The sequence below is a fragment of the Kitasatospora sp. NPDC088861 genome (genome assembly GCF_044750105.1).
Taxonomy (GTDB): domain Bacteria; phylum Actinomycetota; class Actinomycetes; order Streptomycetales; family Streptomycetaceae; genus Kitasatospora.
Map to the genome: position 1 here is coordinate 1 of NZ_JBIVJF010000021.1, position 21,991 is coordinate 21,991.

At 71.8% G+C, this 21,991-nt stretch carries 23 protein-coding genes and 1 pseudogene; 6 read left to right on the forward strand and 18 right to left on the reverse strand.

Annotated elements, in window-relative coordinates:
* Positions 1-66: 66 nt before the first annotated feature.
* On the forward strand, positions 67-1,122 hold the full coding sequence (locus ACIP37_RS27855; protein ID WP_400844669.1) for a 2-oxoacid:ferredoxin oxidoreductase subunit beta: 1,056 nt from the start codon (positions 67-69) through the stop codon (positions 1,120-1,122).
* A gap of 88 nt (positions 1,123-1,210) precedes the next feature.
* Here ACIP37_RS27855 and ACIP37_RS27860 read toward each other — a convergent pair whose 3' ends face one another.
* The 3 genes from ACIP37_RS27860 to ACIP37_RS27870 all read right to left on the reverse strand — a co-directional run bounded on the left by ACIP37_RS27860 (position 1,211) and on the right by ACIP37_RS27870 (position 3,845).
* Positions 1,211-1,591 carry a VOC family protein gene (locus ACIP37_RS27860; RefSeq protein ID WP_363585405.1) on the reverse strand — a complete coding sequence of 127 codons (381 nt, stop codon included), beginning with the start codon at positions 1,589-1,591 and terminating at the stop codon, positions 1,211-1,213.
* Positions 1,592-1,846: 255 nt separating this feature from the next.
* On the reverse strand, positions 1,847-3,499 hold the full coding sequence (locus tag ACIP37_RS27865) for an LCP family protein (protein ID WP_363585404.1): 1,653 nt from the start codon (positions 3,497-3,499) through the stop codon (positions 1,847-1,849).
* A complete protein-coding gene (locus ACIP37_RS27870) occupies positions 3,492-3,845 on the reverse strand; it encodes a DUF6542 domain-containing protein (RefSeq protein WP_363585403.1) in 354 nt (117 codons plus the stop codon). Before ACIP37_RS27870 ends, ACIP37_RS27865 begins: the two co-directional genes overlap by 8 nt.
* Positions 3,846-4,359: 514 nt before the next feature.
* Between ACIP37_RS27870 and ACIP37_RS27875 the strand changes: the two genes are divergently transcribed.
* The gene (locus ACIP37_RS27875) at positions 4,360-5,001 is read left to right on the forward strand and encodes a TetR/AcrR family transcriptional regulator (RefSeq protein ID WP_363585402.1); all 642 of its coding nucleotides are present in this window, start codon (positions 4,360-4,362) and stop codon (positions 4,999-5,001) included.
* 313 nt (positions 5,002-5,314) lie between these two features.
* On the opposite strand, the gene ACIP37_RS27880 is transcribed toward ACIP37_RS27875, so the two are convergent.
* From ACIP37_RS27880 to ACIP37_RS27895, 4 genes are all read right to left on the reverse strand, one after another.
* Complete coding sequence (locus ACIP37_RS27880) at positions 5,315-5,872, reverse strand: RICIN domain-containing protein (RefSeq protein WP_363585401.1); 558 nt, start codon at positions 5,870-5,872, stop codon at positions 5,315-5,317.
* Positions 5,873-5,923: 51 nt separating this feature from the next.
* Positions 5,924-6,781 carry a peptidoglycan-binding protein gene (locus ACIP37_RS27885; protein ID WP_363585400.1) on the reverse strand — a complete coding sequence of 286 codons (858 nt, stop codon included), beginning with the start codon at positions 6,779-6,781 and terminating at the stop codon, positions 5,924-5,926.
* Between the two features lie 63 nt (positions 6,782-6,844).
* The gene (locus tag ACIP37_RS27890; RefSeq protein WP_363585399.1) at positions 6,845-7,744 is read right to left on the reverse strand and encodes a CAP domain-containing protein; all 900 of its coding nucleotides are present in this window, start codon (positions 7,742-7,744) and stop codon (positions 6,845-6,847) included.
* Between the two features lie 170 nt (positions 7,745-7,914).
* Positions 7,915-10,950 carry a BTAD domain-containing putative transcriptional regulator gene (locus tag ACIP37_RS27895; protein ID WP_363585398.1) on the reverse strand — a complete coding sequence of 1,012 codons (3,036 nt, stop codon included), beginning with the start codon at positions 10,948-10,950 and terminating at the stop codon, positions 7,915-7,917.
* 131 nt (positions 10,951-11,081) lie between these two features.
* On the opposite strand from ACIP37_RS27895, the gene ACIP37_RS27900 reads away from it, so the two are divergent.
* Positions 11,082-12,575: a BTAD domain-containing putative transcriptional regulator gene (locus ACIP37_RS27900; RefSeq protein ID WP_363585397.1), complete on the forward strand. Its 1,494-nt coding sequence runs from the start codon at positions 11,082-11,084 to the stop codon at positions 12,573-12,575.
* Positions 12,576-12,600: 25 nt separating this feature from the next.
* Here the strand turns inward: ACIP37_RS27900 and ACIP37_RS27905 are convergent, their stop codons facing one another.
* From ACIP37_RS27905 to ACIP37_RS27955, 11 genes and pseudogenes are all read right to left on the reverse strand, one after another.
* Entirely contained in the window at positions 12,601-13,098 is a 498-nt protein-coding gene (locus ACIP37_RS27905) for a hypothetical protein (RefSeq protein WP_363585396.1), read from the reverse strand.
* Positions 13,099-13,267: 169 nt separating this feature from the next.
* Positions 13,268-13,804 (reverse strand): annotated as a pseudogene (locus tag ACIP37_RS27910) (DUF4157 domain-containing protein); the annotation flags it as partial.
* A gap of 190 nt (positions 13,805-13,994) precedes the next feature.
* Positions 13,995-14,510 (reverse strand): DUF6879 family protein, encoded by a 516-nt coding sequence (locus ACIP37_RS27915; protein WP_400809750.1) that lies wholly within the window; start codon positions 14,508-14,510, stop codon positions 13,995-13,997.
* Positions 14,511-14,588: 78 nt separating this feature from the next.
* Positions 14,589-15,773, reverse strand: a complete 1,185-nt coding sequence (locus tag ACIP37_RS27920; RefSeq protein WP_400809749.1) for a methyltransferase domain-containing protein — start codon at positions 15,771-15,773, stop codon at positions 14,589-14,591.
* Positions 15,774-16,086: 313 nt separating this feature from the next.
* A complete protein-coding gene (locus ACIP37_RS27925) occupies positions 16,087-16,932 on the reverse strand; it encodes a helix-turn-helix transcriptional regulator (protein ID WP_363630105.1) in 846 nt (281 codons plus the stop codon).
* A 3-nt stretch (positions 16,933-16,935) separates the two neighbouring features.
* Positions 16,936-17,454, reverse strand: coding sequence for a DUF6879 family protein (locus ACIP37_RS27930; RefSeq protein ID WP_363630107.1), 519 nt, complete (start codon positions 17,452-17,454; stop codon positions 16,936-16,938).
* On the reverse strand, positions 17,432-17,659 hold the full coding sequence (locus ACIP37_RS27935) for a hypothetical protein (RefSeq protein ID WP_363630109.1): 228 nt from the start codon (positions 17,657-17,659) through the stop codon (positions 17,432-17,434). The genes ACIP37_RS27930 and ACIP37_RS27935 overlap by 23 nt, the downstream gene beginning before the upstream one ends.
* A gap of 147 nt (positions 17,660-17,806) precedes the next feature.
* A complete protein-coding gene (locus ACIP37_RS27940; RefSeq protein ID WP_400809746.1) occupies positions 17,807-18,661 on the reverse strand; it encodes a helix-turn-helix domain-containing protein in 855 nt (284 codons plus the stop codon).
* 216 nt (positions 18,662-18,877) lie between these two features.
* Positions 18,878-19,453, reverse strand: a complete 576-nt coding sequence (locus ACIP37_RS27945) for a DUF1707 domain-containing protein (RefSeq protein ID WP_400809745.1) — start codon at positions 19,451-19,453, stop codon at positions 18,878-18,880.
* Between the two features lie 94 nt (positions 19,454-19,547).
* Positions 19,548-19,754, reverse strand: a complete 207-nt coding sequence (locus tag ACIP37_RS27950; protein ID WP_363585391.1) for a DUF397 domain-containing protein — start codon at positions 19,752-19,754, stop codon at positions 19,548-19,550.
* A gap of 10 nt (positions 19,755-19,764) precedes the next feature.
* Positions 19,765-20,649, reverse strand: a complete 885-nt coding sequence (locus tag ACIP37_RS27955; RefSeq protein WP_363585390.1) for a helix-turn-helix transcriptional regulator — start codon at positions 20,647-20,649, stop codon at positions 19,765-19,767.
* Between the two features lie 208 nt (positions 20,650-20,857).
* Between ACIP37_RS27955 and ACIP37_RS27960 the strand changes: the two genes are divergently transcribed.
* The 3 genes from ACIP37_RS27960 (at position 20,858) to ACIP37_RS27970 (ending at position 21,963) form a co-directional block, all read left to right on the forward strand.
* A complete protein-coding gene (locus ACIP37_RS27960) occupies positions 20,858-21,229 on the forward strand; it encodes an ATP-binding protein (protein WP_363585389.1) in 372 nt (123 codons plus the stop codon).
* Positions 21,229-21,492: a hypothetical protein gene (locus ACIP37_RS27965; RefSeq protein WP_400809742.1), complete on the forward strand. Its 264-nt coding sequence runs from the start codon at positions 21,229-21,231 to the stop codon at positions 21,490-21,492. Before ACIP37_RS27960 ends, ACIP37_RS27965 begins: the two co-directional genes overlap by 1 nt.
* 105 nt (positions 21,493-21,597) lie before the next feature.
* Positions 21,598-21,963: a hypothetical protein gene (locus tag ACIP37_RS27970; RefSeq protein ID WP_363585387.1), complete on the forward strand. Its 366-nt coding sequence runs from the start codon at positions 21,598-21,600 to the stop codon at positions 21,961-21,963.
* The last annotated feature ends 28 nt before the right edge of the window (positions 21,964-21,991 follow it).

Consider the following 21,991-nt stretch of genomic DNA (forward strand, 5'->3'; position numbering starts at 1 on the left):
CAAGGCGGCGCAGTTGGCGGACGTGCTGTCGGCGGCGATCGGCGCCCTGGACGAGGAGGACCACCGATGAGTGAGAACGGCTTCCCGTCCCTGAATCTGGTGCCCAAGGCCGAAGGGCCGCAGAGTGCCCGGGACTTCAAGACCGACCAGGAGGTGCGCTGGTGTCCCGGTTGCGGGGACTACGCGGTCCTGGCGGCGGTGCAGGGTTTCATGCCGGAGCTCGGCATCAAGCGCGAGAACACCGTGTTCGTCTCCGGGATCGGCTGTTCCTCGCGTTTCCCGTACTACATGAACACCTACGGGGTGCACTCGATCCACGGGCGGGCGCCGGCGATCGCGACCGGGCTGGCGTCCTCGCGGCAGGACCTGAGCGTGTGGGTGGTGACGGGGGACGGTGACGCGCTGTCCATCGGTGGCAACCACCTGATCCACGCGCTGCGGCGCAACGTCAATCTGAAGATCCTGCTGTTCAACAACCGGATCTACGGGCTGACCAAGGGTCAGTACTCGCCGACCAGCGAGCTGGGCAAGATCACCAAGTCGACGCCGATGGGCTCGCTCGACGCGCCGTTCAACCCGCTCTCGCTGGCGATCGGCGCCGAGGCGACCTTCGTCGCCCGCACGATCGACTCGGACCGCCAGCACCTGCAGTCGGTGCTGCGGGCGGCGGCCGCGCACGAGGGCACGGCGCTGGTGGAGATCTACCAGAACTGCAACATCTTCAACGACGGCGCGTTCGAGGCCCTGAAGCAGCCCGGCACCCGGGACGAGGCGCTGGTCCGGCTGGAGCACGGGCAGCCGATCCGCTTCGGCGCGGACCTGGCCGGCGGCGTGTTCCGCGGCCCGGACGGCGAGCTGTTCACCGCGCCGGTGACCGCGGACAACGAGGCGCGGGTCCTGGTCCACGACGCCCACGCGGCCAACCCGGCCACCGCCTTCGCGCTCTCCCGGATCGCCGACGCCGACACCCTCCACCACACCCCGATCGGCGTCCTGCGCGACGTCCACCGACCCGTCTACGACGAGCTGATGGCGGGGCAGCTGGCCGCCGCGCAGGCCGATCGCGGGCCGGGCGACCTGGCCGCGCTGCTGGCGGGCGGCGACACCTGGACGGTGGACTGACCGGTCCGGTCCGGTCACGGCGGCGCCCCCTCGGCCGATGGCCGAGGGGGCGCCGCCGTTTCGGGCCTCGGTCACTGCTGGGGGGCGGTTACCGCTCGGCCCACTCGACCAGTTCGATCACGACCCCGTTCGGGTCGGTGACCTGGAACAGCTTCTCGCCCCACGGCTCCTCGCGCAGCGGCAGGGTGATCTCGACCCCCTCGCCGCGCAGCCGCCGCTCCTCGCCGGCGAGGTCCTCGACGACGAACGCCAGGATGACGCCGGTCGCGGTCCGGTCGCGCTGGTCCTCGGACAGCACCTCCAGGCCGCGCCGCAGGCAGACGACGCCGACCCCGCCGCCGGGGTGCTGGAGCGAGACGAAGCCGTCGGCCGACATCTCCTCGGTGTAGCCGAAGTGCCGCTGGAGGAAGGCGGCGGAGGCGGTGGCGTCCTCGACGGTCAGGGCGAGGGTGGTGGTGGTGATCTGCATGGCGGAGCCCTCTCGTCGGCGCGAGCGCGCGGTTATCCCGTACGCAGTACACTATACATAGTACGGAGAATCATGCGAGGGGTGTCCGCCCTGGGGTCGGACGCGGGGGAAGGGCGTGGGGAAAAGCCGTGGGGAAAAGCCGTGGGGAAAAGCCGTGGGGAAAAGCCGTGGGGAAAAGCCGTGGGGAAAAGCCGTGGGGAGGCTCCCTGGTGGGAGCCTCCCCACGGCTCGGTGCGGTGCGTCAGGTGCGGGGTGTCAGTAGACGCAGGGGATGCCGCCGTCGCTCTGGGCGTCGACCGACGGGCCCTGTACGGGCAGGTTGGCCGCCGGGTCGGACGGGGCCCCGGTCGCGCCGCCGCCCGGCGCTGCGGCGCCGGTCTTGTCGTCGGTCGCGCCGGTGAAGCCGGTGCCGAGGGTGACGACCACCCGGTCGGCGGGGGCCGACGCGGACTCCATGGCGGTGACGCCGTAGCGGGCGGCGATCTGGTCGGCCGCCTCCTTGGCGCCCTTGCCGTAGGCCACGGTGGTGGTCTTGGGCTTCGCGGCGGCGCTGCCGGTCTTGCCCGCCTTGAAGCCCATCGCGACCAGGGCCTTGGACTCGGCGGTGGAGGAGACCCCGGCGGCCGTGGAGGCGTTGAAGACGTCCACGGTGGTGGGGGCGGCGGCCTTGGTGGTGGGCGGCGCGGTCGTGGCCGGCCCGGAGGGGGCCGCCGGGGCGGGCGTGTCGCCCGCCGCGTCGGGGGCGGCCGGCGCGGAGTCGGCGTAGCCGAAGATCTGCTTGACGACCTTCTGGAGCTTCGCGGGGGTGACCAGGTTGACGTCCTGGCCGTTGCGGGTGCCGAAGCCGTCGAAGGTCAGGGTGTTGAACTCGACGTTGCCGCCGGTGAGGTTGGGGGCCTGCTGGGCGAAGTCGAGGACGTTCCACTCGTTGTCGATGACCAGGTCCTTCTGCACCACGCCGAACAGCTGCTGCAGCTTGCCGAGGTCGCTGATGACGCCGTCCTGCTTGAGCTTGTGCACGACGGAGGAGATGAAGGCCTGCTGGCGGTGGGTGCGGGCGAAGTCGCCGCTGTTGCCGTCCGGGCCGTCCAGGTTGTGGCGCTGGCGGACGAAGGAGAGCGCCTGGGAGGCGTTGAGCTTGTTGATGCCCTTGTGGAAGTCGGCACCGGAGCCCTGGCCCTCCATGGCCGGGTCCTTGGTGTCGTGGGTGAGGCAGACCTCGATCGGCTCGACGGCCTTGGCGATGTCGTAGAAGCCCATCAGGTTGACTTCGGCTATGTGGTCGACGGGCTGGTCGAGGAACTTCTGCACGGTCTGGATGGTGGCCGCCCGGCCGGCGTCGCGGCCGGCCTTCTCCAGGTCCGCGCCCTTGAGCCCCTTCGCCTGGAGGGCCGGGGTGGCCTTCTCCTTGGCCTCGCCGTAGGCCTCCTTGATCTTGCGCATGCCGGCCTGCTTGCCGTCCCCGGTGTAGGTCATGACGTAGTCGTCACGGGGGATGGAGACGGCCTGCGCCTTGCCGCCGCCGGCGGGGATGTGCAGCAGGATCAGGGAGTTGGTGTTGTAGCCGCCGATATCGGAGCTGTGGCCGGCGTGCAGTTCGTCCTGGACGAACTCCGGCGGCAGGTCCGTCCCGTCCATGTTCTTGCGGCTGTCGAGGCCGATCAGCAGGATGTTGACGGAGTTGTCGAGGTGCTTGGGCGCGTTCTTCTTGGTCTCGGCGATGGCGTTGGAGGTGGTCATCCCGTCGGTGAGGGACGTCACCTCGTACCAGACCACCCCGCTGGCGCCGAACACCGCCAGGGCGACCGAGCAGGCCAGCGTCCGGCCCGCGATCAGCAGGGGGGAGATGCGGCGGGTCGGGGGCGCGGCGGCGCGGCCCCCGTCCCGGGTCTGCGGGTTCTCAGCCATGGTCCCTCCTCCGGTCCCGGACCAGCCGGACCACGATCACCAGGGCGGCCGCTGCGGCGGCCGCGGCCATCACGGGAAAGTCGTGGACCACCCACTTCGCCGAGCCGGTGGCCAGGTTCTTGCCCCGGTAGGCGTCGCCGTTGGCCAGCAGTTCCGCGCCGGCCGTCACCCCCAGGACCAGCAGCGGAGTGGAGGCGAGGACCCACCACCAGCCATTGCGGCTGCTGAGTGCGGCCGCCAGGCCGGTGCCGAGCACGGCGCCCACCAGGAAGGCCGTCCCCATGCCGGGGCCGGAGAGTTCGTCGATCCCGGCGCCCACCGCCGGCAGCCCCACGGCCAGGGCCACGGGCAGGGCCGCTCCGCCGGGGAAGGGGCGGACGGGGGCCTTGTTCGCCCGCCGACGGGCTCCCTGGTCGGAGGTGCGCCCCGGTGCCCGCCGGTCGGGTGTCCGCCCCGGTGACCGCTGGTCGGCCGTCCGTTGGTCGGTCGTCCGCGCCTGCGTCTCCTGGCCTGGCGTTCGCCCGCGTGCCTCCTGGTTGGACGTCCGTCCTCGCCGCCCCGCCACGCACTCACCCCCGGTGTTCCCGTGCTTTGCGCCCCTGTGGCGCCTGCGCCCGGTCCTCGTGTGATGAGCCGTTGTGCGCTGCCACTTCTGGACGCTGCTGTTCGGCCGGCCGGTTCCCGCGCTCGGCTTCCGTGTTCCGGTCGGGGGCAGGCGTGCTGTTGAATTCCCTCTACACGGGTGTAGAGGTTGTAGGCAGCATAGAGCACCCTTGTTCGATGGCAACCCGGCTCAGGCGGGCTCGGGAGACACTACACCGGGCAGTTTTCGAGAGTCCCGGTAGATGAGGAGTGGCGCCGTGGCGGCGACGGGCGGAGCGGGACGGCCGGAGAAGCGCAAGGCGATCACGCGGGCCGCGACGGCGGTGTTCGGGCGCGAGGGATACGTCCGGGCCAGCATGGACGCGATCGCGGCGGAGGCCGGGGTGTCCAAGCGCACGGTCTACAACCACTTCGCCGACAAGGAGACCCTCTTCCTCTCCGTCGCACTCCAGAACTCGGCCGAACTGACCGAGGTCATGCGCGAGTTGATGGACAAGCACCTCGACCGGGTGGTGGACCTGCGCCAGGGCCTCACCGACTTCGCGGTCGAACGGGCCCGGGCCGTCCTCTCGGCCGGGGACCGCGGCGCGCTCGGCCGGGCCATCCGCGCCGAGGTCGCCAACATCCCGGCCGACGTCCTGGAGGCGTGGCTGGAGGCCGGCCCGATCGCCTCGCAGCGCGACCTCGCGCAGCGGTTCGAGGCGATCGCGGACCGAGGCCTGCTGGCCGTCGACGACGCCCCGCAGACCGCCGAGCAGTTCACGCTGCTGACCTTCCACGGCGTCGCCGAGCGCTCGTTCTGGGGCGCCCTGCCGGTGGCGGACGAGGAACTCGCCCGGATCGCGGCGCTCGGTGTCGACGCCTTCCTGCGGATCCACCGGGTGCCTGTGGCGCGGTGACGGCGCGGGTGCCTGCGGCGCGTTGACGGCGGACGCCGGAGCGTGAGACGCCCGCAGCGCGGTGACGGCGGACGCCTGACCGTGACACGCCGTCGGGGAGGGGGTCGGCGGCGTGTCACGGGGCCCACTCGTGGGCGAGCAGGTCGAGGACCGGCTCGCCGACGAACCCCTCCGCCGGCCCAGGGGTGGCTCGGGCGGAGGGTGGTGGGCGCGGACCGGTCCGCCCGCCGGAGTCGGCGAACGGACCGGGGACGGGTCGGGTCCGACGATTCGCGCCCCGGGCGGGAACCGTCGGACCCCTCTCGGGGAGCCGTCAGCCGATCTTCCAGCGCTGGGCCGGGTCGCTGCCGTTGCAGGACGTCACCGAGGTGAGCTGGGCGACGCCGTTGGACTTGAGGCACTGGCCGGTGGCCACGTTCTGGATCAGGTACCAGCCGCGGTCCTCGCTGGTGCGGATCCACTTCTGGTTGGCCGGCAGCCAGTCGCCAGCCGGGCGGTTGAGGCCGTCCCAGCCGCCGGGGGTGTCCCAGAGCTGGACGGCGCCCGAGCCGGTGTCGAGGTCGACGACCTTGCCGGCCGAGCCGTGCGAGATGGCGGTGGTGCCGTCGCAGTAGCCCCAGAACGACCAGGTCTGCGCGGGGCTCTGGTTGCCCTGGTAGACGCCGATCCGCTGGCCGTTGGTCTCCGTGTTGGCCGGCAGGTCGAGGACGCCGGTGGCGCCGTTGTAGACGGCGGTGACGGTCTGCAGGTTCGGCGCCAGCTCGCAGCCGGCGGCGTGCGCGGCCGGGGAGGTGACCACGGCCGCCCCCGCGACGGCCGCGACGGCGCCGAGCCCGGCGAGGAACCTGCGGGTACGGGTGACGGGTTTCATCGGGTTCTCCTTCTTGGGTGTGGTGGATCCGGGTGTGGTCGAGGTGCGGCGTCAGCCGCGCGGGACCTGGAGGGCGTCCCACTGCTTGGGGCCGGGGACTCCGTCGGCGTCGCTGCCGGAGTCACCCAGCTTGTGCTGCCAGTTGCGGAAGGATTCGAGGTCCGCCCCGGACCACTCGGGGCCGGGGCCCTCGGCGTAGGCGGAGCAGCCCTCGGCGACCAGGCGCTCGCCCATCCGGGTGATGACGTCGCTCTTCTGGCCGTCCTGGAAGAAGTCGGCGCCGGGGAAGGGCTCGTAGCCGCCCTCGCCCCCGCCTCCGTCCCCGCTGCTGTCGGCCTGGGGCCGGGCGCCGCCGTTCGGCTGGTCGGCGGCGGAGGCCTCCTGCCCGAAGTAGACGGCCCCCTGGCGGTCCCGCCACTGCGGGTCGGCGAGGATGACGCCGTCGGCGAAGTCCGGGACGCCGTACCCGTACACCCAACTCGACTTGCGGTCACGGGTCTTGAGGTAGACGCCGTCGCCCTCGGAGCTGCCGTCGTCGTTGGTGTTGCCCTCGACGGTGGTGATGGTGGAGCTGGTGTAGGCGACGCAGATGCCGGTGTGGCTGCCGCCGCCGGGGCCGTAGAACACCTGGCCGCCGATCACCGGGTAGTCGGTGAAGCGGTCGCGGTCCCTGAACCAGGCGACGCCCTCGGCGCAGGAGGCCGTCACCGGGAACAGCCCGGCGTTGCCGGACTGCTGGGCGCACCAGGCGACGAAGGTCGCGCACCAGGCCTCGCCCTGGGACCACTCCAGGCCGGGGACGGTCGGGGAGTACTTCTGGATGTTGTTCCAGTGCGAGCCGCTGCGGCCCTCCTGGTATCCGACCTCGTCTCGGGCGACGCGGATCAGGTCCGCCGCGTTCGAGGACATGAGGGTGGCTCCTTGCTTGCTGTGGCTGCTGTGGCTGCTGTGACGGCTGAGGGGGCGGGGAGGTCAGGCCTGGGCGAAGGTCTGGACGTAGCGGCCCCAGTTGCCGCGCTGGCGGGGGGTGTAGCCGATGCCGATGGAGGTGAAGTCGCGGCCCAGGATGTTGTCGCGGTGGTGCGGGCTGTTCATCCACATCTGCATGGCCTCCGCCACGCTGTTGCCCGGGGTGACGTTCTCGGCGGCCGAGCGGAACTGGAAGCCGGCGGCGTGGATGCGGTCCCACGGGTTGCTGCCGTCGGTGCCGTCGTGCTGGGTGAGGTCGTGGGACGCCATGTCGTTGGCGTGCCGCTGGGCGGCGGCGCTCAGGCGGTCGTCGAGCCGCAGCGGCTGGAGGCCGGCCCGGCCGCGCTCCGTGTTGACGGAGGCCAGCATCTCGGTGCGGAAGTCGCCGCCGGGCTGCGGCTGCGGCTGGGGCTGGGGCTGCTGCTGGCCGCCGGCGCCGCCGTTCTGGCCGCCGGCCGGGATGAGCTGCCAGCGCTGCGCCGGGTTGTTGTCGTCCTGCTTGGTGAGGGTGAGCGGGGCGCCGGGGGCGGCCGCGGTGAGGAACAGCTGGCCCTCGTCGCCGCGGACGGTCCGGACCCGGAACCAGTCGTTGTCGATGACGTCCAGCACCCAGCGCTGGTTGGGCTGCCCGTGCTCGTTGAACAGCCAGGTCTGGCCGGTGGAGTAGTTGTAGTCGATGACGACGGCCTGGCCGGGGGCGTGCCTGCCGTTGGTGAGCTGGGTCTCCAGGAGCCAGCTGCCGCCGTCCTTGGCCCAGAAGACCCAGCCCTGGGCGGTGGTGCCGTTGGGGCCCCAGGACTGGACCGGGGTGCCCGGGCTGCTCTGGCTGGAGCGCACGTCGGCGACCGTTCCGTTCGCGGACTTGAGGGTCCAGACCTGGCCGTTCTGCGGGAGCGTGGGCATGAGTGGCGCCTATCTTCGATGGGAGTGGCCCCGGCTCCGCACTGGTGCGGTCCGCGACCTGACGAGAGAGAAGATCGCGGACCGCGGTAGACAAGTGATCAACAAGGGGGGGCGGCCCCCGGGCCCAGGGCCTGCCAGGTCTCGTCCGGCCCGCCGAGATCGGCCGGGACCTAGGGCTGCGGCAGGCCGTCCAGCAGGGCCCTGGTCCGCTCGGCGTCCTCGCCGAGTCCGAGCCGCTCGTACACCTCCAGCGCGTCCGCGAGGCAGGCGCGGGCCTGGCGGGGGCGGCCGAGGCCGGTGAGCGCGGTGCCCAGGGTGCGCAGCAGCGCGGCCTCCAGGGCGGCGCTGGTGCGGCGGGCGAGCGGCAGCGCCGCCTCGGCGGCGTCGGCGGCGAGCAGCCAGCGCTCGGCCTCGGCGTGGATCCGGGCGGCGAGGTCGCCCGCCGCCGCCGCGAACACCGTCACCTGAAGGGCGGCGAACTCGTCGCGGGCGCCGGCCGCGTGGGCGAGCGCCGCCTCCGGGTCGCCGCACAGGCGCAGGACCCGGGCCAGGTAGTAGCGGCCGGTGGCAGCGGACACCGGGCCGGAGCCGCTCATCAGGCGGGCGCCGCGCTCGGCGGCGTCCCGGGCCTCGGCCAGCCGGCCGGTCTGGGCGCAGCTGAACGCGAACTCGCCGAGGGCGCTGCCCTCGGAGCGTTCGGCGCCGAGGCGGCGGAACAGGTCGGCGGCGCGGCCGGCGTGTCGGGCGGCGTCGGCGTAGCGGCCGTGGACGCGGGCGTTGCCGCCGAGGGTGAGCAGGGCCTTGGCGAGGACGCGGACCTTCGGGCCGTCGCCGCTGCCCCCGTTGCCGCCGTCGTCGTCCTGGCAGAGCGCGACGGCCTGGCGGATGTCCTGCTCGGACTCGGCGTAGCGGTTGATGTGCCAGAGCATGCCGCCGCGCACGTAGCGGGCGAGGGCGAGCGGGCCGTGGTCGCCGCGGGCGGCGGCCTCGCGGGCGATGCGGTCGGAGAGGTCGGCGATGTCGCGGGTCTGGGTGCGTTCGGCGAGTACGGAGCCCATCCGGTCGGCGAGTTCGGCCGCCCGGTCGAGCGGCAGCGCCGGGTCGGCGCAGCTCAGGGCGATGGCGGAGGCGTGCACGCCGGCCTGTTCGCGCATCCAGCGGACGGCGGCGGGCCCGTCCGTGATCGTCTTGCCGGGGGAGCGGACGGGTGCGTCGAGCAGGCTGAGTTCGACCGGGTCGGCCTTGCGGGCGGCGCGGTCGGCGTTGCGGGCGGTGGCCAGGCAGTAGTCGACCAGCCGGTCGGCGGCGGCGGTGCGTTCGGCGGCGGGCTCCTCGGCGGCGAGCCGGCCGCGGGCGTAGTCGCGGACCAGGTCGTGGAAGCCGTAGCGGCCGAAGCGGGGGGAGTGCAGCAGGTTGAGGTCGACGAGCGCTTCGAGGAGTTCGTCGGTCTCGGCTTCGGTGCGGCCGAGCAGCGCGGCCGCGCAGGGCAGCGGGACGTCCGGGGCGTCGGGCAGGGACAGCAGGCGGAAGGCGCGGGCGAGTTCGGCGTCGAGGCGGTGGTAGGAGAGGGCGAAGGTGGCCTCCACGGTCCGTTCGCCGTCGCTGAGTTCGGCCAGCCGGTGTTCCCGGCGCAGCCCGTCGGCGAGCGCGGCCAGGGTGAGCGCGGGGTCGGCGGCGAGCCGGGAGGCGACGATGCGCACGGCGAGCGGCAGCAGTCCGCAGGCCCGCACGATCTCCTCGGCGGCCCCGGGTTCGGCGTCGACGCGGTCGGCGCCGATGATCCGGGTCAGCAGTTCCAGTGCCTCGGCGGGCGGCAGGGTGTCCAGGCGCATCTGGTGCGCCCCGGCGAGGCCGGCCAGCCGGACGCGGCTGGTGACCAGGACGGCGCAGCCGGACGAGCCGGGCAGCAGTGGTTCGACCTGGCCGAGGGTGGCGGCGTTGTCGAGGACGACGAGGACCTGCCGCCCGGCCAGTGCCGAGCGGTAGAGGGCGGAGCGCTCCCCGGTGTCGAGCGGGATCTCGGCGGCGGCCACGCCGAGGGCGCGCAGGAAGCCGGCGAGCACCGCGCCCGGGTCCAGCGGGGTGCGGTCGGCGCCGCGCAGGTCGGCGAAGAGCCGCCCGTCGGGGAAGCGTCCGTGGGCCTGTCGGGCGACGTGCACAGCGAGTGTGGTCTTGCCGACCCCGCCCATGCCGTCCAGGGCGGAGACCACGACGGCTCGCCCGCCGGCCCCGGCGAGGCGGTCCACCAGGGTCTCGACCTCCTCGGTGCGGCCGGTGAAGTCGGCCAGGCCGTCGGGCAGTTGGTCGGGCGGCTGCCAGGCGGCGGCGGGTTCGGCGCGGACGGAGGCGGAGGCGGCGGGGGCGGGCAGCAGGGACGGGTCCTCGCGCAGGATCCGCAGGTGCAGTGCGGCGGGGCCGTCCTCGGCCGTCGGAGCGGCGGCGGCGGCCGTCGGCGGCCGGCGGGTGTCCTCGTGCCGGGTGGGCCCGTCCCCGCCGGACGGCAGTCGGCGGCGGGCGTCCTCGTACACGGCGAGCGCCTCGGCCTTGCGGCCCGCCTGGTAGAGGGCGCGCATCAGGACGGCGGTCAGCCGGGGCCGTTCGGGGTGTTCCAGGGCGAGTGCGGCGGCCTCGGCCGTCAGACCGGTGTGGTCGCCGATCTCCGCGTCCAGCTCCAGCCGCGTCTCCTTGGCGTGAAGTCGCTGTTCGGCGAGGCGGGAGCGGACGGCCTCGGCGTGCGGCCCCGGCAGCCCGGCCAGCGGTTCGCCGACCCACAGCCGCTGCGCGGCCAGCAGGACCTCCCGGACCTCCTGCGGCGGGGCCTGCTCGTCGCGCAGCCGTCCGGCCGTGGCCAGCAGTTCCTCCCAGCGGGCCGCGTCCACCTCCGCGTCCGGCACCCGCAGCGCGTACCCGTCGCCGACCCGCACCAGCGGCATCCGCTGCGGATCCGGCCCGGTGTACGGCTTGAAGGCCGAACGCAGCCGGGAGACGGCCAGCTGGACGGCCTTGCGGGGGTCGGCCGGTGCGGCCCCGCCCCACACCCCCTCCACCAGCACCGGCGTCGCCACCGTCCGTCCGGCGGCGTCCAGCAGCACCGCCAGGACGGCCCGCTGCTGCGGTCGGCCCAGTTCGATCTCCCGCTCCCCGTGCCAGGCGCGCAGTGGTCCCAGCAGTCCGAACCGCAGCCCGGACGCCCCGATGTCAACCATGTCCCGTCCCCGAATGTCGTCCGGTGCCCGGATCACGCCACTTCCGTACGGACGGCGGCGCCCCCTGATCCGGTCACCTATGCTCTGTCACGGATTGTGTACTTGAACTCATGGCTTCGAGGGGTGGGGGCATGGGGCTCGAATTCCGTGTTCTGGGGCCGCTGCGGGCCCGGTGCGACGGCCACGAGATCGATCTCGGTCGGCCGCAGCAGCGGGCCGTGCTGGCCGCCCTGCTGCTTGCCCCGGGCCAGCTCGTGCCCACTGAACGGCTGGTCGAGGGCTTGTGGGGCGAGGATGTCGCCCGTTGGCCCAAGGCCCCGGCCGGCCAGATCGGCACCCACGCGCACCGGCTGCGCCGTGCCCTCGCGGCCCCCGGCCTGCTGGTCGCCACCGCCGGTGGCTACCGGTTGGAGGTCGACCGGGCCGCCGTCGACCTGTTCCGCTACGAGGCCGGGGTGGGTGAGGCCGTCACGCTGCGCTACGACGACCCGGTGCGGGCCCGGGAACTGCTCGCCGGCGCGCTCGCGCTGTGGGAGGGGCGTGCGCTGGACGGCGTGCCCGGCGGTTTCGCCGAACGCGCCCGCGAACGGCTCGCCGCCGGTCACCATGCCGCCGTCAAGGTGCTGCACGACCTGGACCTGGCGCTCGGCCGGCACGCCGAGGCGCTGCCCGCGCTGGACGCGCTCGCCGCCGCACACCCGCGCGACGAGGAGGTGCAGCGCCTCCACCTGCTGGCCCTGCACCGCTGCGGGCGGACGGCCGAGGCGCTGGCCGCCTTCGAGGCGCTGCGCGAACGGCTGGACCGCGAGCTGGGGCTCGAACCGGCACCGGCGGTCGCGGACCTGCACGCCCGCATCCGGAGAGGGGACGCCGAGCTCGCGGCGCCGTCCGCCCCGGTACCGCCGTGCCGGCCCGCCCGGCCCTGCCAGCTGCCGCCGGACATCCCCGACCTGGTCGGGCGGGCGGCCCAGGTGCGGGAGGCCGAGCGGATCCTGCGGTCCGGTGCCGGTGCCGGTGCCGGCGGTGATGTCGACGGCGGTGATGCCGGGGCCTCGCCGGTGCTCGGCCTGTCCGGGCCGGCCGGCAGCGGCACCTCCGCGCTCGCGGTGCACCTGGCGCACACCGTCCAGGACGCCTTCCCGGACGGGCAGCTGTACGCGGCCGGCGGGACGGCGGAGCCGGGAGCGGTGCTGGCCGCTTTCCTGCGGGCCCTGGGGGAGCGGCCCGTCGAGGACGCCGGTGTCGGCGAACTGGGCGTGCGCTACCGGGCCGCGCTCGCCGGACGGCGGGTGCTGGTCGTGCTCGACGGCGTCACCGACCCGGCGCCGCTGCTGCCCGCGGTGGCGGGCTGCGCGGCCGTCGTGGCCGGCGCCGAACCGGGCGCCCTGCCCGCCGACGCGGCCCGGCTGGCCGTCGGCCCGCTGGAGCCGCAGGACGCGTACGAGCTACTGGCCCGGGTCGTCGGCGCCGAGCGGATCCGCCGGGAGCCGGGCCCGGCCGCCGAGGTCGCCGAGCTCTGCGGCTACCTGCCCGTACTCCTGCGGTCGGTGGCGGCGCGCCTCGCGGCCCGCCCGCAGTGGTCCGTCGCCGACCTGGTCCGCTGGCTCGCCGAACGGGGCGCCTGAGCGGCGCTCCGGGCCGGTGCGGTGGTCAGTAGAGGTCCGAGGACATCGCCCACATGCGGATGTCGTTGGTGGGCGTGGTGACGATGGGGACCTCGCCGTCACCCCAGTAGATGGCGACGCCGCCGAGCCTCTTCACCACCAGCCGGGCGCCCGGGTGCCCGTACGTGCCGGAGGACCAGCAGACGCCCCCGGAGGCGGAGTAGACGACCAGGTTGCCGTCGGACTGCATGACCGCCTTGTACCCGCAGTGGTTCACGTGGGTGCCGGAGTTCCAGACGGCCAGCGGGTTCGGGGTGTTGTACCCGCGGTAGACGACCAGGTTGCCGTCGGACTGCATGATCAGCCGGGAGTTCTCGGAGTCGACGTGCCAGCCCGGGTAGAGCGGCTCGTCGTTCCAGAGCGTGTGGGTCGTCGGGTCGTACGCCGCCTGCGCGGTGCCGGCCCCCAGCATCGTCCCCGTCAGCGCCAGCGCCGTGGCCGCCACCCCGACGGCCATGCGTCGCACTGCCTTCACTGCCTTCATCCCCGGGTACCTCTTTCGTCCATATCGCGCCCGTGAAAGTTCGGGGCGCCCCGTGGGACTGACCATGGGGCAAGGCGGTAGACAAACGATGAACGATCCCGTTGATGGGCGCGGGCGGGACGGCTCAGCCCCGGTGCTCCTCGTCCTCGTGGGTGGCGGCGTGGTCGGCTCGGCGGCCTGCGGTCGGGCCGGACATCACCCGCCGGGCGTTGGCCTCGGCCTCGCGCTCGAAGCGGTCGGACGGGTCGCTGACGCTCAGCCCGGAGCCGTTGTCGGAGCCCGCCACGGGGCCCTGCCGCTGCTGGAGCACGTGGGTCAGCTCGTGGGCGAGGGTGTGCCGGTCGCCGCCGCCGTCGCCGATGACGACGTGGTTGCCGGAGGTGTAGGCGCGGGCGCCGATCTCGGCGGCGGAACTCCGGGCGGCGCTGTCGTCGTGGATCCGGACGTCCGAGAAGTCGGCGCCCAGGCGGGCCTCCATGTCGGCGCGGGTGGCGCCGTCGAGCGAGCGGCCGCCACTGCGCAGCACGTCGTGGACGGCGGCGGCGGAGCGCTGCACCTGGCCGGCCCGCTGGAGTCGTCGGACGACGGCGGCGTTCCCGACGGACGCCTGGAGGCCGAGCAGCGCGGGTGCTGGTGCGGGCGCGTGCGCGGGTGTCCGGGCGGTCGAGGGGGCGTGCGCCTTGTCGTCACTGTCGCTGGTCCTCATCGGCGTCCCTTCGGGTCGATGGCCGGTGAGTCCTGGATACCCCGCCCACACCCGGAGCGATAGAGATGGCGGGGGCAGCAACCCTGCCCACCGAGGGCAGTCCCGCCCGCCGGTCGGTCCCCAACGCGCGGGCAGGGCAGGGGTTTTCGCCGTCGAGGGCAGGGCGTGCAGGCGAGGCGGCCATGGCGGATCAGCGAAGCCGGTACTCCTCGTGCGGGATGGCTCGTTCCCACACCGTTTCGAAGGCCGACTGCACCAACTCCACGACGGCCGGCTCGGTGCGCCATTCGCGGTCGACGACCTCACCGACGCCCGAGAAGTACGTGAAAAGTACCGACGACCCGTCGAACAGCCACAGGTCGGTGCCGGGCAGCGCGATGTCGGCCGCCTTCCGGCGGGGAAGCCAACGGACCTGTTCGCCCGCCCGGACGTTCGGGAACGTCACGTCGTACTCGTACCGGATGTAGTCGGTGACCGGTTCGGAGACGACCCGGGCACGCCTCATCACGAGACCGCGTGCCGTCGTCTCGGCCACCACGTCCAGGAACGGGCGCCACCAGGACGACCGCTCGGCGGCAGGGTCAAGGCGTTTGCCCTGCTGCCATGCGATGAACTCGGGGTCGCTGGGCTGGTAGGCGTCGCGCATCTCAAGGTGTACGGCGGAAACCTTGGCCGTGGCCAGGCCCTCAAGTGCCGGGTTTGTCATCGCTCCTCCTCATCGTCGCGCAGATCTGCTTTGCCGCCCGCTCGTTGGGTTCCAACGAGCGGGCGGGAGGGGCTCGTCCTACGGCACCCGGCTGATGACGGTGGTCGGGCCGTCGAGGAAGACCTGCTGCTCGTCGCCGACGATCCGGAGCCCGAACCGGTCCGGGCCCGGCCGGTCGGCCTTCTCCCACCAGCCGTGGGCCTCCTCGATCTCGTCCCAGAGTCGGCGAGGCCCGTACTGCCAGACCGTGAACCGGTCCTCCTGGCGGCCGTCGTGGTCCACCGCGGCCCACGAGGTGGCGTCCGTGGTGGCCACCCACAGGCGGGTGGCCACCCCCTCGACGTCGGGTTCGTGGTGCCAGGCGGTCCACACGTCGCCGAGTTTCAGGCCGAGTGCGAACCGCACGTCCAGGTCCTCGCCGCACACCTGCCACGGCGACAGCCGGGTGGTGGACTCGTCGGGCTGGTGGTGGTCGCGCACGACGTCCCGGTAGATCCGCAGGTCCGTCCGCTGGGCGCGCATCAGCATGAAAGAGGCGTGCGGGCTGAACTTCCCGTAGGTGTGCTGCTCGTCGACGACGAGCCGGAGCAGGCCGAAGGAGAGCATCGGGCTCTCCCAGGGGGTGACGATCACGCCGCCGGGGGCGGTCTGCTCGATCCACGCCGTAGGCACCCTGCGGACCGAGCAGGTGGAGATGATCCGGTCGTACGGCTGCCGCGAGCCCCAGCCGCCGGCGCCGTCCCCGCAGACGGCCTCCACGGCGAGCCCGGCCGCGTTGAGCGAGGCGCGGGCCTGCCGGGCAACGTCAGGGTCGACCTCGATCGAGGTGACCCGGTCGGCGCCGAGCCGGTGGGCGAGCAGCGCGGCGTTCCAGCCCGTCCCGGTGCCGATCTCCAGGGCGTTCAAGCCCGGCCAGACACCGAGGTCGTCGAGCATCCGCACGACCATGGCGGGCGAGGAGGCGGAGGACGACGCCCAGGCCTCCGCGCCGTCGGCGGGTTCCTCGCCGTCGTTGACCTGCGTGACGACAGGCCCATTGGCGTAGGCGGCCTCGAACCACCGGTCGGGCTCATCCCGGAGGTCGCAGGGCCGGAGATCCCCGTTCTCGTCGTCCAGCCAGATCCGGTCCGGCAGGAACCGGTGACGAGGGGTCGCCCTGATCGCGTCCTTCCATTCCTGCGGGACGGGCTTGTCGAGTTCTTCGCTGATGGCCAGGAGCAGACCGCGCATGGCGGCCTGCTCCTGGCGGATGTTCTCCGTCACTGGTCCTTCTTTTCGTGCTTCGGAGGCGGCTTCGGGCGCGAGGTGTCCTTGGACGGCTTGTCCTTGCCCGGGTCCTGCTGGCCCGCGTGCTTGCCGGCCGTTCCGCTCATTGGCCCTCCCTGTTGGTCGGTGAGGTGTGGAGGTCGTCGCGTGGCTACAGGTCCGGCGGCCTCGGCGACGGGGGTGAGGCGGGCTTCTTCGGCTTCGGGGGATCGGTGACCTGCAACGTCCCTCTCCTGTCGGATCGTTGTGTCCTCGACGGTAGGGAGGGGGCTTGCGCCCGGTCGATGGACTTGCTAGACCTTGCCCGGATTCACCCGAGCGCGTTGATGGCCTGGGTGATGAGCGAACGTGCCTCGGCGCCGTAGACCGCGATGCTCGCCAGTTCGGAGAAGGTCTGGCCGTACTCGGCGATCTCCGCTGGTTGGGTGATGGTGAGGTGGGCGGAGACAAGCTCGACGTTCACCTGCGCATCGTCGTACATGGTGAAGGACTCAACCGGCCATCCCGCGCCCCTGGTTGTCCCGAGGGGAATCACTCCGAGGCTGACCGAGGGGAGGGAGCCGATACCGATCAGACGGCCAAGCTGGCCCAGGAGGACGTCCGGCGTGCCGATGACCGTTCGCAGCACCCACTCCTCGACCAGGACGGCGAAGCGGTGGTCTCCGGTGTGCAGCACGTTCTGCCGTTCCATCCGTACAGCGACGGCTTCATCGACGTCGTCGGGCGTGTTGCGCAGCGACACGATCGTGTGGAGCACCGCACGCGTGTAGGCGGCGGTTTGGAGCAGGCCAGGGACGACCCACGACTGATACATGCGGAAGCGGCGTGTCCGCTCGAACAGCGGGCGCACGGATTCCTGCGCCCGCTTGAGTCCGGCTCGTTCGAGGCGGCGCCACTCGACGTACATGCCTTCGATGTTCCGAGCAGTCGCGATGAGGTCCGCAGCCTGATCAGGGACGCCACAGATGGCCGTCCAGACGCGTATGTCAGCCTCCGACGGCATCACCCGGCCGCTCTGGATCTTGGAGCACTTCGATTCATGCCACCCAGCGGCCTCGGCCACCGCCCGCGCGCTGAGTCCGGAGTCTCGCCGGATATCGCGCAGGCGCTGGCCGAGAGCCTGTTTGGCTTGCTGGACGCTGGATGACGCGGACACGGTCTAGTGCAGCCGGAAGTCCTCGTGCGGCACTGCCCGCTCCCAGACGGCCTCGAACGCGGAGTGGCAGAGCTTCAGGGTCTGAGGGTCGGTGCTGATCTCGTCGTCGACGAAGTCGCCCTCCCCGCTGAAGTGGTGGACGACGAGATACTGCCCGTCGATCAGCCAGAAGTCATTTCCCGGGAGAGCCAGATCGGTCGCCTGCCGCCGGGGAAGCCACCTGACCTGCTCGCCGGAAACGACGTTCCGGAACGTGATCTCATACTCGAACCTGATGTACTCGCTCACCGGTTCCGACACCACACGGGCGCGTCGGACCTCGACGCCTCGGGCGGTGGTTTCGTGGATCAGCTGCAACCACGGGTTCCACCACGACGAGCGGTCGGCCGGGTCATCCCGGTGCCCGTTGAGCCAGCGCACCAACAGGGGGTCGTCGCGCATGTAGCCGTCGCGCATCTCAAGGTGAAGCGCCGACTGGGTGCAGGTCTGCAGCAGGTCCTCAAGCGTGGGGGCCGCCGTCACCGTTCACCTCCGGGAAGAACTGCATCATTCGTTTGGGGAATTCGATCACGGTCTCGTGCCCGGGGACATCCATCTGCGCGAGCCGGTCCGGGTCGAGGACCTTCCAGCCCTGGAGGATGTAGTTGCCCGTCGCATCGTCGAAGTAGACGGTCGGGGACTTGCCGTCGGGGCTCTCGGGGTCTTGTCCGAGCTTGTGCAGCGCCATCGTGGGCCTCCTCGTGGTTGGAGTCGATCGCTGTGAGAGAGCTTGCCGCACAACTCGGGACCCGCACCACGAACTTGCTTGAACTTGCCCGGCGAGAGCCAGCAGGTTCATGCAGCGGAAGTCGCTGACGTTGTTTTTGATGACCTATCAGATCCAGCTTTCGGCAGCCGAGGTGAGCAGCCGCCGGGCGTCCGTGTCGTAGAGCGCGCTCGGGGCCAGCAGGTCGAAGACCTTGCGGTACTGGGCGATCTCCTCGGGCAGGCCCAGTCGGAGTTCGCCGCTGACGACCTCGACGGAGGCCAGTTGGTCGTCGAAGATCCAGAATCCGTGCACGGGTGAGGCCGGCAGGCGTGTGCGGAACGGCACGATGCCCAGGCGCAGGGCCGGGAGGGTCGTCGCGGAGACCAGGCGGTCGATCTGGGCGCGCATCACCTCGGCGGAGGCGGTCCCGTAGAGCAGGGCGGCCTCGGTGAGGAGGATGTGCCAGTGGCGGCCGCCGGGCGAGTGCGAGTACAGGATCTGTTGACGGGCGAGGCGGGCGGCCACGGTGGCGTCCGTGTCCGGCGGGCTGTCGTTGAGCTGGGCGTGCTCGCGGAACCGTGCGGCCGCGTAGTCGGCGGTCTGGAGAAGACCCGGCACCCAGCAGGGTTCGAATGCGCGGATGGTCTGTGCCGCGGCCTCCATGTCGGCCCAGGACTTCTGGACTGCGGCGTGGCCGTGCCGCAGCTCGCGCCGCCATTGGGCGTACCGGTCGTCCAGCTCGTGCAGTTGGACGACGAGTTCCGCAGCCGCCTCGGGGACGTCGCAGGCGTCGACCCAGGCTCGGACGTCGGCGACCGTAGGGGATTGCCGCCCCTGCTGGAGCTTGGACACCTTGCTCGTGGGCCAGCCGAGCCGGCTCGCGAGGGTGCGTCCGTCGAGCCCGGCCGCCGTGCGGATCGTGCGAAGGCGGCGGCCGAGTTCCAAGCGGGCTTCGTGGACACCCTGTCGTGCGGTGCTCAACGCGGGCTACCGATGAGTCGCAGCTTCACGATTGCTCCTCCTAGCCGAAATTTCTCAAAATTTCTCACCGGCGTGGTCGTGTCGGAAGGCTGGAATCGGCCAACGATGCGTCATGGCGGGCTCTTTGAGGGCGGGAGGCCGGCCGGGCAACGGGAGGTGCCCGCTCGTTGGGATCGACGAGCGGGCGAGGGTGTGTAGCTGTGGAGCGGGGCTGCCTCAGATGGCGAAGAGGCGGCGGCGGGGAGCGCGCGCGATGACCTTGGCGTGTTTGAGGGTGCCGGCGAGCTCGATCCGGAGCCGGGGCCCGGTGGCGTCGCCGCCGCCGGCGGAGCGCTGCTTGACCTTGGAGAAGACGACGGTGAGATCGTCGGTGTCGACGGTGACGAGGCCGGGCGGGCTGATGATGAGCAGCTTGCCGTACTTCAGGGCCATGTCGATCAGAAGGGTGTCGGCCGTGATCACCGCCTCGGTGAAGTCGAGGGTGACCGTGCAATGTTTCGGCCGCAACTCGATGTGCCGGGGGACCACCCAGCGTCCGGTCCGGGTGTACTTGCCGCCGCGCTGGTCGATGACCAGCACGTCCTTCGGCGTGGGCACGGCCGACGCGAAGCTCGGCAGGTCGGTGGTCAGCTCAGCCAGCTCGGCGAGCGTCCGGGCCGAGAGCGCGGATTCCAGCCGGGCTTCGAGCTCCTCGGGGGTGAGCCGGCCGTCTGCGGCGGCGACCTGCAGCGTTTCTACGGTGCGGTCCCGGTCCTGATGGGATGCCCGTAGCGCGGGCAGGTCTCTCGACATGGGTCCACGCTAACCCAGTGCGGGCGGCCCGGAACAGGGAGCTGAGCGGAGGCGGTCAGCACCGAGTGTGCTGACCGCCGGGCGTGCGTGGAGTTCAGGCTCGGACGAGATGGTCGAACTCGCCGGCCTTGGCGCCGAGGAGGAAGGCGCGGAGTTTGGGGACGGTGGTGGTGACGATGACGTCGGGGTCGTCGGACTCGCGGAAGTGACGGAGGCTGTCGACCCCAGTCGCTAGTTCAAGACATGTGCTGCCGCCGTCTGCGTCGCTGAAGGATGACTTCTGCCAGGCAAGGTCGGACATCGGGCGCCTTTCACGTTTGAAGCTGGTAGATGAGGTGCTGAAGGAGTCCCCACGAGTCACGAGAGGAATCACGCCTGGGCTTCGACGCATCCACGGCCGGTAATGAGAGATCGCAGGCCTCGCGAAACTTCTGGTGGTAGGCCACTACATCTGATGGATCCCCAAGGTGAATAGCGCGCTTGGGCCCATCCAGGATGATGGTCGACAGCGCGGTGCACCCGGGGTCGCAGATCAGGAAGGCGCCTGTGTAGGGGACCTTCTTGGGGGCGTCGAATGGAATGATCTCGATCGTGACATTGGGTAGCTCCGCCATATCGACGAGGTGAAGAAGCTGCTCGTGCATGACCGACTTGCCGGCGAACCGCATCTGAAGAGCTGCTTCGTGGATGACGAATCGAAACTGACGCCTACTGTCGGTCAGGACGCGCTGCCGCTGTAGACGGAACTGGACGGCGGTCGCCGTGTCCCAACGGCCATCTTGGTAAGCATCCTTGTAGATAGCTTCGATATAGCCCGGGACCTGCAAGCTGCCGGGGATATGGAGCGTATCGAACACTGAGAAGGTCTGTGCCCTGTCCTCCGCCTCGGCCAGATCCAGCGCGAGTGTCGGAACTTTGCCCTCGAACTCGCTCCACCAGCCCTTGCCGCTGCTCCGCCCCATCTCGGTAAGACCCGCGCGGTATACCGGGTCCGTGCAGCCATAGGCGTCGAGCCAGACTTCGAGGCGTTCGGGGTTGAGAGTGATCCGACCAGCCTCGGTGTGGCTCACTGCCGGAACCTTCATACCGACCAGTGCCCCGGCGTCGGCAGACGACAGCCCGGCGGCTGTCCGCAGGTGCTGCAGCTCCTCGCCGAATCGGCGCTGCCGTTGGCTGATTGGTCCCTTGTATCCCACGATCGTCCTTCCCTGTCGGCGCAGTCTCGCGCACAACCCCTCCGGGATGCCACCAACGAGTGATGGCTGGTACGAGTCTCCTGGATCTGCTTGCAACCTTGCCAGACAGACCCCTACTCTCAGTGTTGCACTGATCACATGACGGAGCGTCAGTCCGGTTCATGGCGACGTTTCCGCCGATTCCCCTCCTCTCCTCCTGGGGTCTCCCATGCGTGCTTCCAACCCTCCCGACTGGACCGCCGCCCGCACCGAGCTGTGCGACCTCCTCACCACCGCCGGCTGGCCGCCCCCCACCATCTCCGACGCCGAACTCGCCCTCCACGAACTCTTCTTCAACGCGTGGAAGCACGCCGGGAGCCTCGCGCCCCTCGTCGTGCTGTCCCTCCTCAACCGCAGGCTCCGGGTCTCGGTCTGCGACGACAGCCAGACCCTCCCGCCCGAGCCGTGCGTCCCCGCCGACCCCCTCGCCCTCTCCGGCCGGGGCCTCCACCTCGTCCGTTCCCTCACCCACCGCTTCGGCACTGACCTGCGTAAGCAGGGCAAATCCGTCTGGTTCGAACTGCAGTTGGACGCCGCCTGATGCCTCTTCCCCGCCGCTACCCGATGCTGCCGACCGACCCCCGGATCCGGTACTACACCGACGACCACATCCGCACGCTCCTCGCCGAAGTCGACGAGCGCGGCCGCAGGTTCGGCCTCATCTTCCCCTCCGCGACCACCGACCGCACCATCGACGGCCGCATCCTCGTCCGCTTCAACACGGCCCCCGCCTCCACCCTCCTCAACCTCCTCTCCCTCCTCCTCGCCGCCGACCGAGACTGCGACGACCCGTGCGCTTTCTGATCGCGGCCGCCTTCGCCGTCCTCCTCGCCCTGGCGATCGCCACCGTCGTCCTGGGCGTCATCACCGCACTCAACGTTGCAAAGCCCGACGAGGAGGACCCCTGACATGTCCGACCCCGCCCCGGAGCCCGACTTCGGCCCCAACCCCCTGGCCAACGCCCTCGCCGCGACCCACTACGCCGTCGCCGCCGCCTTCAACACCCTCGCCCCCGGCGCCGCCCAGCCCGTCCCCGACGACTTCGACTGGCGCGAACTCGAAGCCTTCATCTTCCACTTGGGCTTCGCCGCCGACGACTCCGACGCCGCTCTCAACCTCTACCGCCTGCTCACCGCCGTCCAGCGCATCGCCTACCGCGAGGCCGCCGGTCGCAACGCCGCCGGGCACCCCGCCCGCCTCAACCCCCACCTCAACCCCAGCCCGAGCCCTCGCTCGTCCTCGACCGCGTTCACCCGTGGGAGTGGTGCCGGGTGAATGCCACCGACCGCGCCCCGCGCGGCCC

Excerpts from the sequence above, each read along its gene's own strand:
- ACIP37_RS27885 (WP_363585400.1), bottom strand. The coding sequence starts at position 6,781 with ATGTCCTCGAACGCGGCGGACCTGATCCGCGTCGCCCGAGACGAGGTC.
- ACIP37_RS27935 (WP_363630109.1), bottom strand. The coding sequence starts at position 17,659 with ATGGCGCTGCACAAGCTCGGACAAGACCCCGAGAGCCCCGACGGCAAG.
- ACIP37_RS27970 (WP_363585387.1), top strand. The coding sequence starts at position 21,598 with ATGTCCGACCCCGCCCCGGAGCCCGACTTCGGCCCCAACCCCCTGGCC.
- ACIP37_RS27950 (WP_363585391.1), bottom strand. The coding sequence starts at position 19,754 with ATGTCCGACCTTGCCTGGCAGAAGTCATCCTTCAGCGACGCAGACGGC.
- ACIP37_RS27855 (WP_400844669.1), top strand. The coding sequence starts at position 67 with ATGAGTGAGAACGGCTTCCCGTCCCTGAATCTGGTGCCCAAGGCCGAA.
- ACIP37_RS27945 (WP_400809745.1), bottom strand. The coding sequence starts at position 19,453 with ATGTCGAGAGACCTGCCCGCGCTACGGGCATCCCATCAGGACCGGGAC.
- ACIP37_RS27880 (WP_363585401.1), bottom strand. The coding sequence starts at position 5,872 with ATGAAACCCGTCACCCGTACCCGCAGGTTCCTCGCCGGGCTCGGCGCC.
- ACIP37_RS27860 (WP_363585405.1), bottom strand. The coding sequence starts at position 1,591 with ATGCAGATCACCACCACCACCCTCGCCCTGACCGTCGAGGACGCCACC.
- ACIP37_RS27960 (WP_363585389.1), top strand. The coding sequence starts at position 20,858 with ATGCGTGCTTCCAACCCTCCCGACTGGACCGCCGCCCGCACCGAGCTG.
- ACIP37_RS27915 (WP_400809750.1), bottom strand. The coding sequence starts at position 14,510 with ATGACAAACCCGGCACTTGAGGGCCTGGCCACGGCCAAGGTTTCCGCC.
- ACIP37_RS27900 (WP_363585397.1), top strand. The coding sequence starts at position 11,082 with ATGGGGCTCGAATTCCGTGTTCTGGGGCCGCTGCGGGCCCGGTGCGAC.
- ACIP37_RS27890 (WP_363585399.1), bottom strand. The coding sequence starts at position 7,744 with ATGCCCACGCTCCCGCAGAACGGCCAGGTCTGGACCCTCAAGTCCGCG.
- ACIP37_RS27895 (WP_363585398.1), bottom strand. The coding sequence starts at position 10,950 with ATGGTTGACATCGGGGCGTCCGGGCTGCGGTTCGGACTGCTGGGACCA.
- ACIP37_RS27965 (WP_400809742.1), top strand. The coding sequence starts at position 21,229 with ATGCCTCTTCCCCGCCGCTACCCGATGCTGCCGACCGACCCCCGGATC.
- ACIP37_RS27865 (WP_363585404.1), bottom strand. The coding sequence starts at position 3,499 with ATGGCTGAGAACCCGCAGACCCGGGACGGGGGCCGCGCCGCCGCGCCC.
- ACIP37_RS27905 (WP_363585396.1), bottom strand. The coding sequence starts at position 13,098 with ATGAAGGCAGTGAAGGCAGTGCGACGCATGGCCGTCGGGGTGGCGGCC.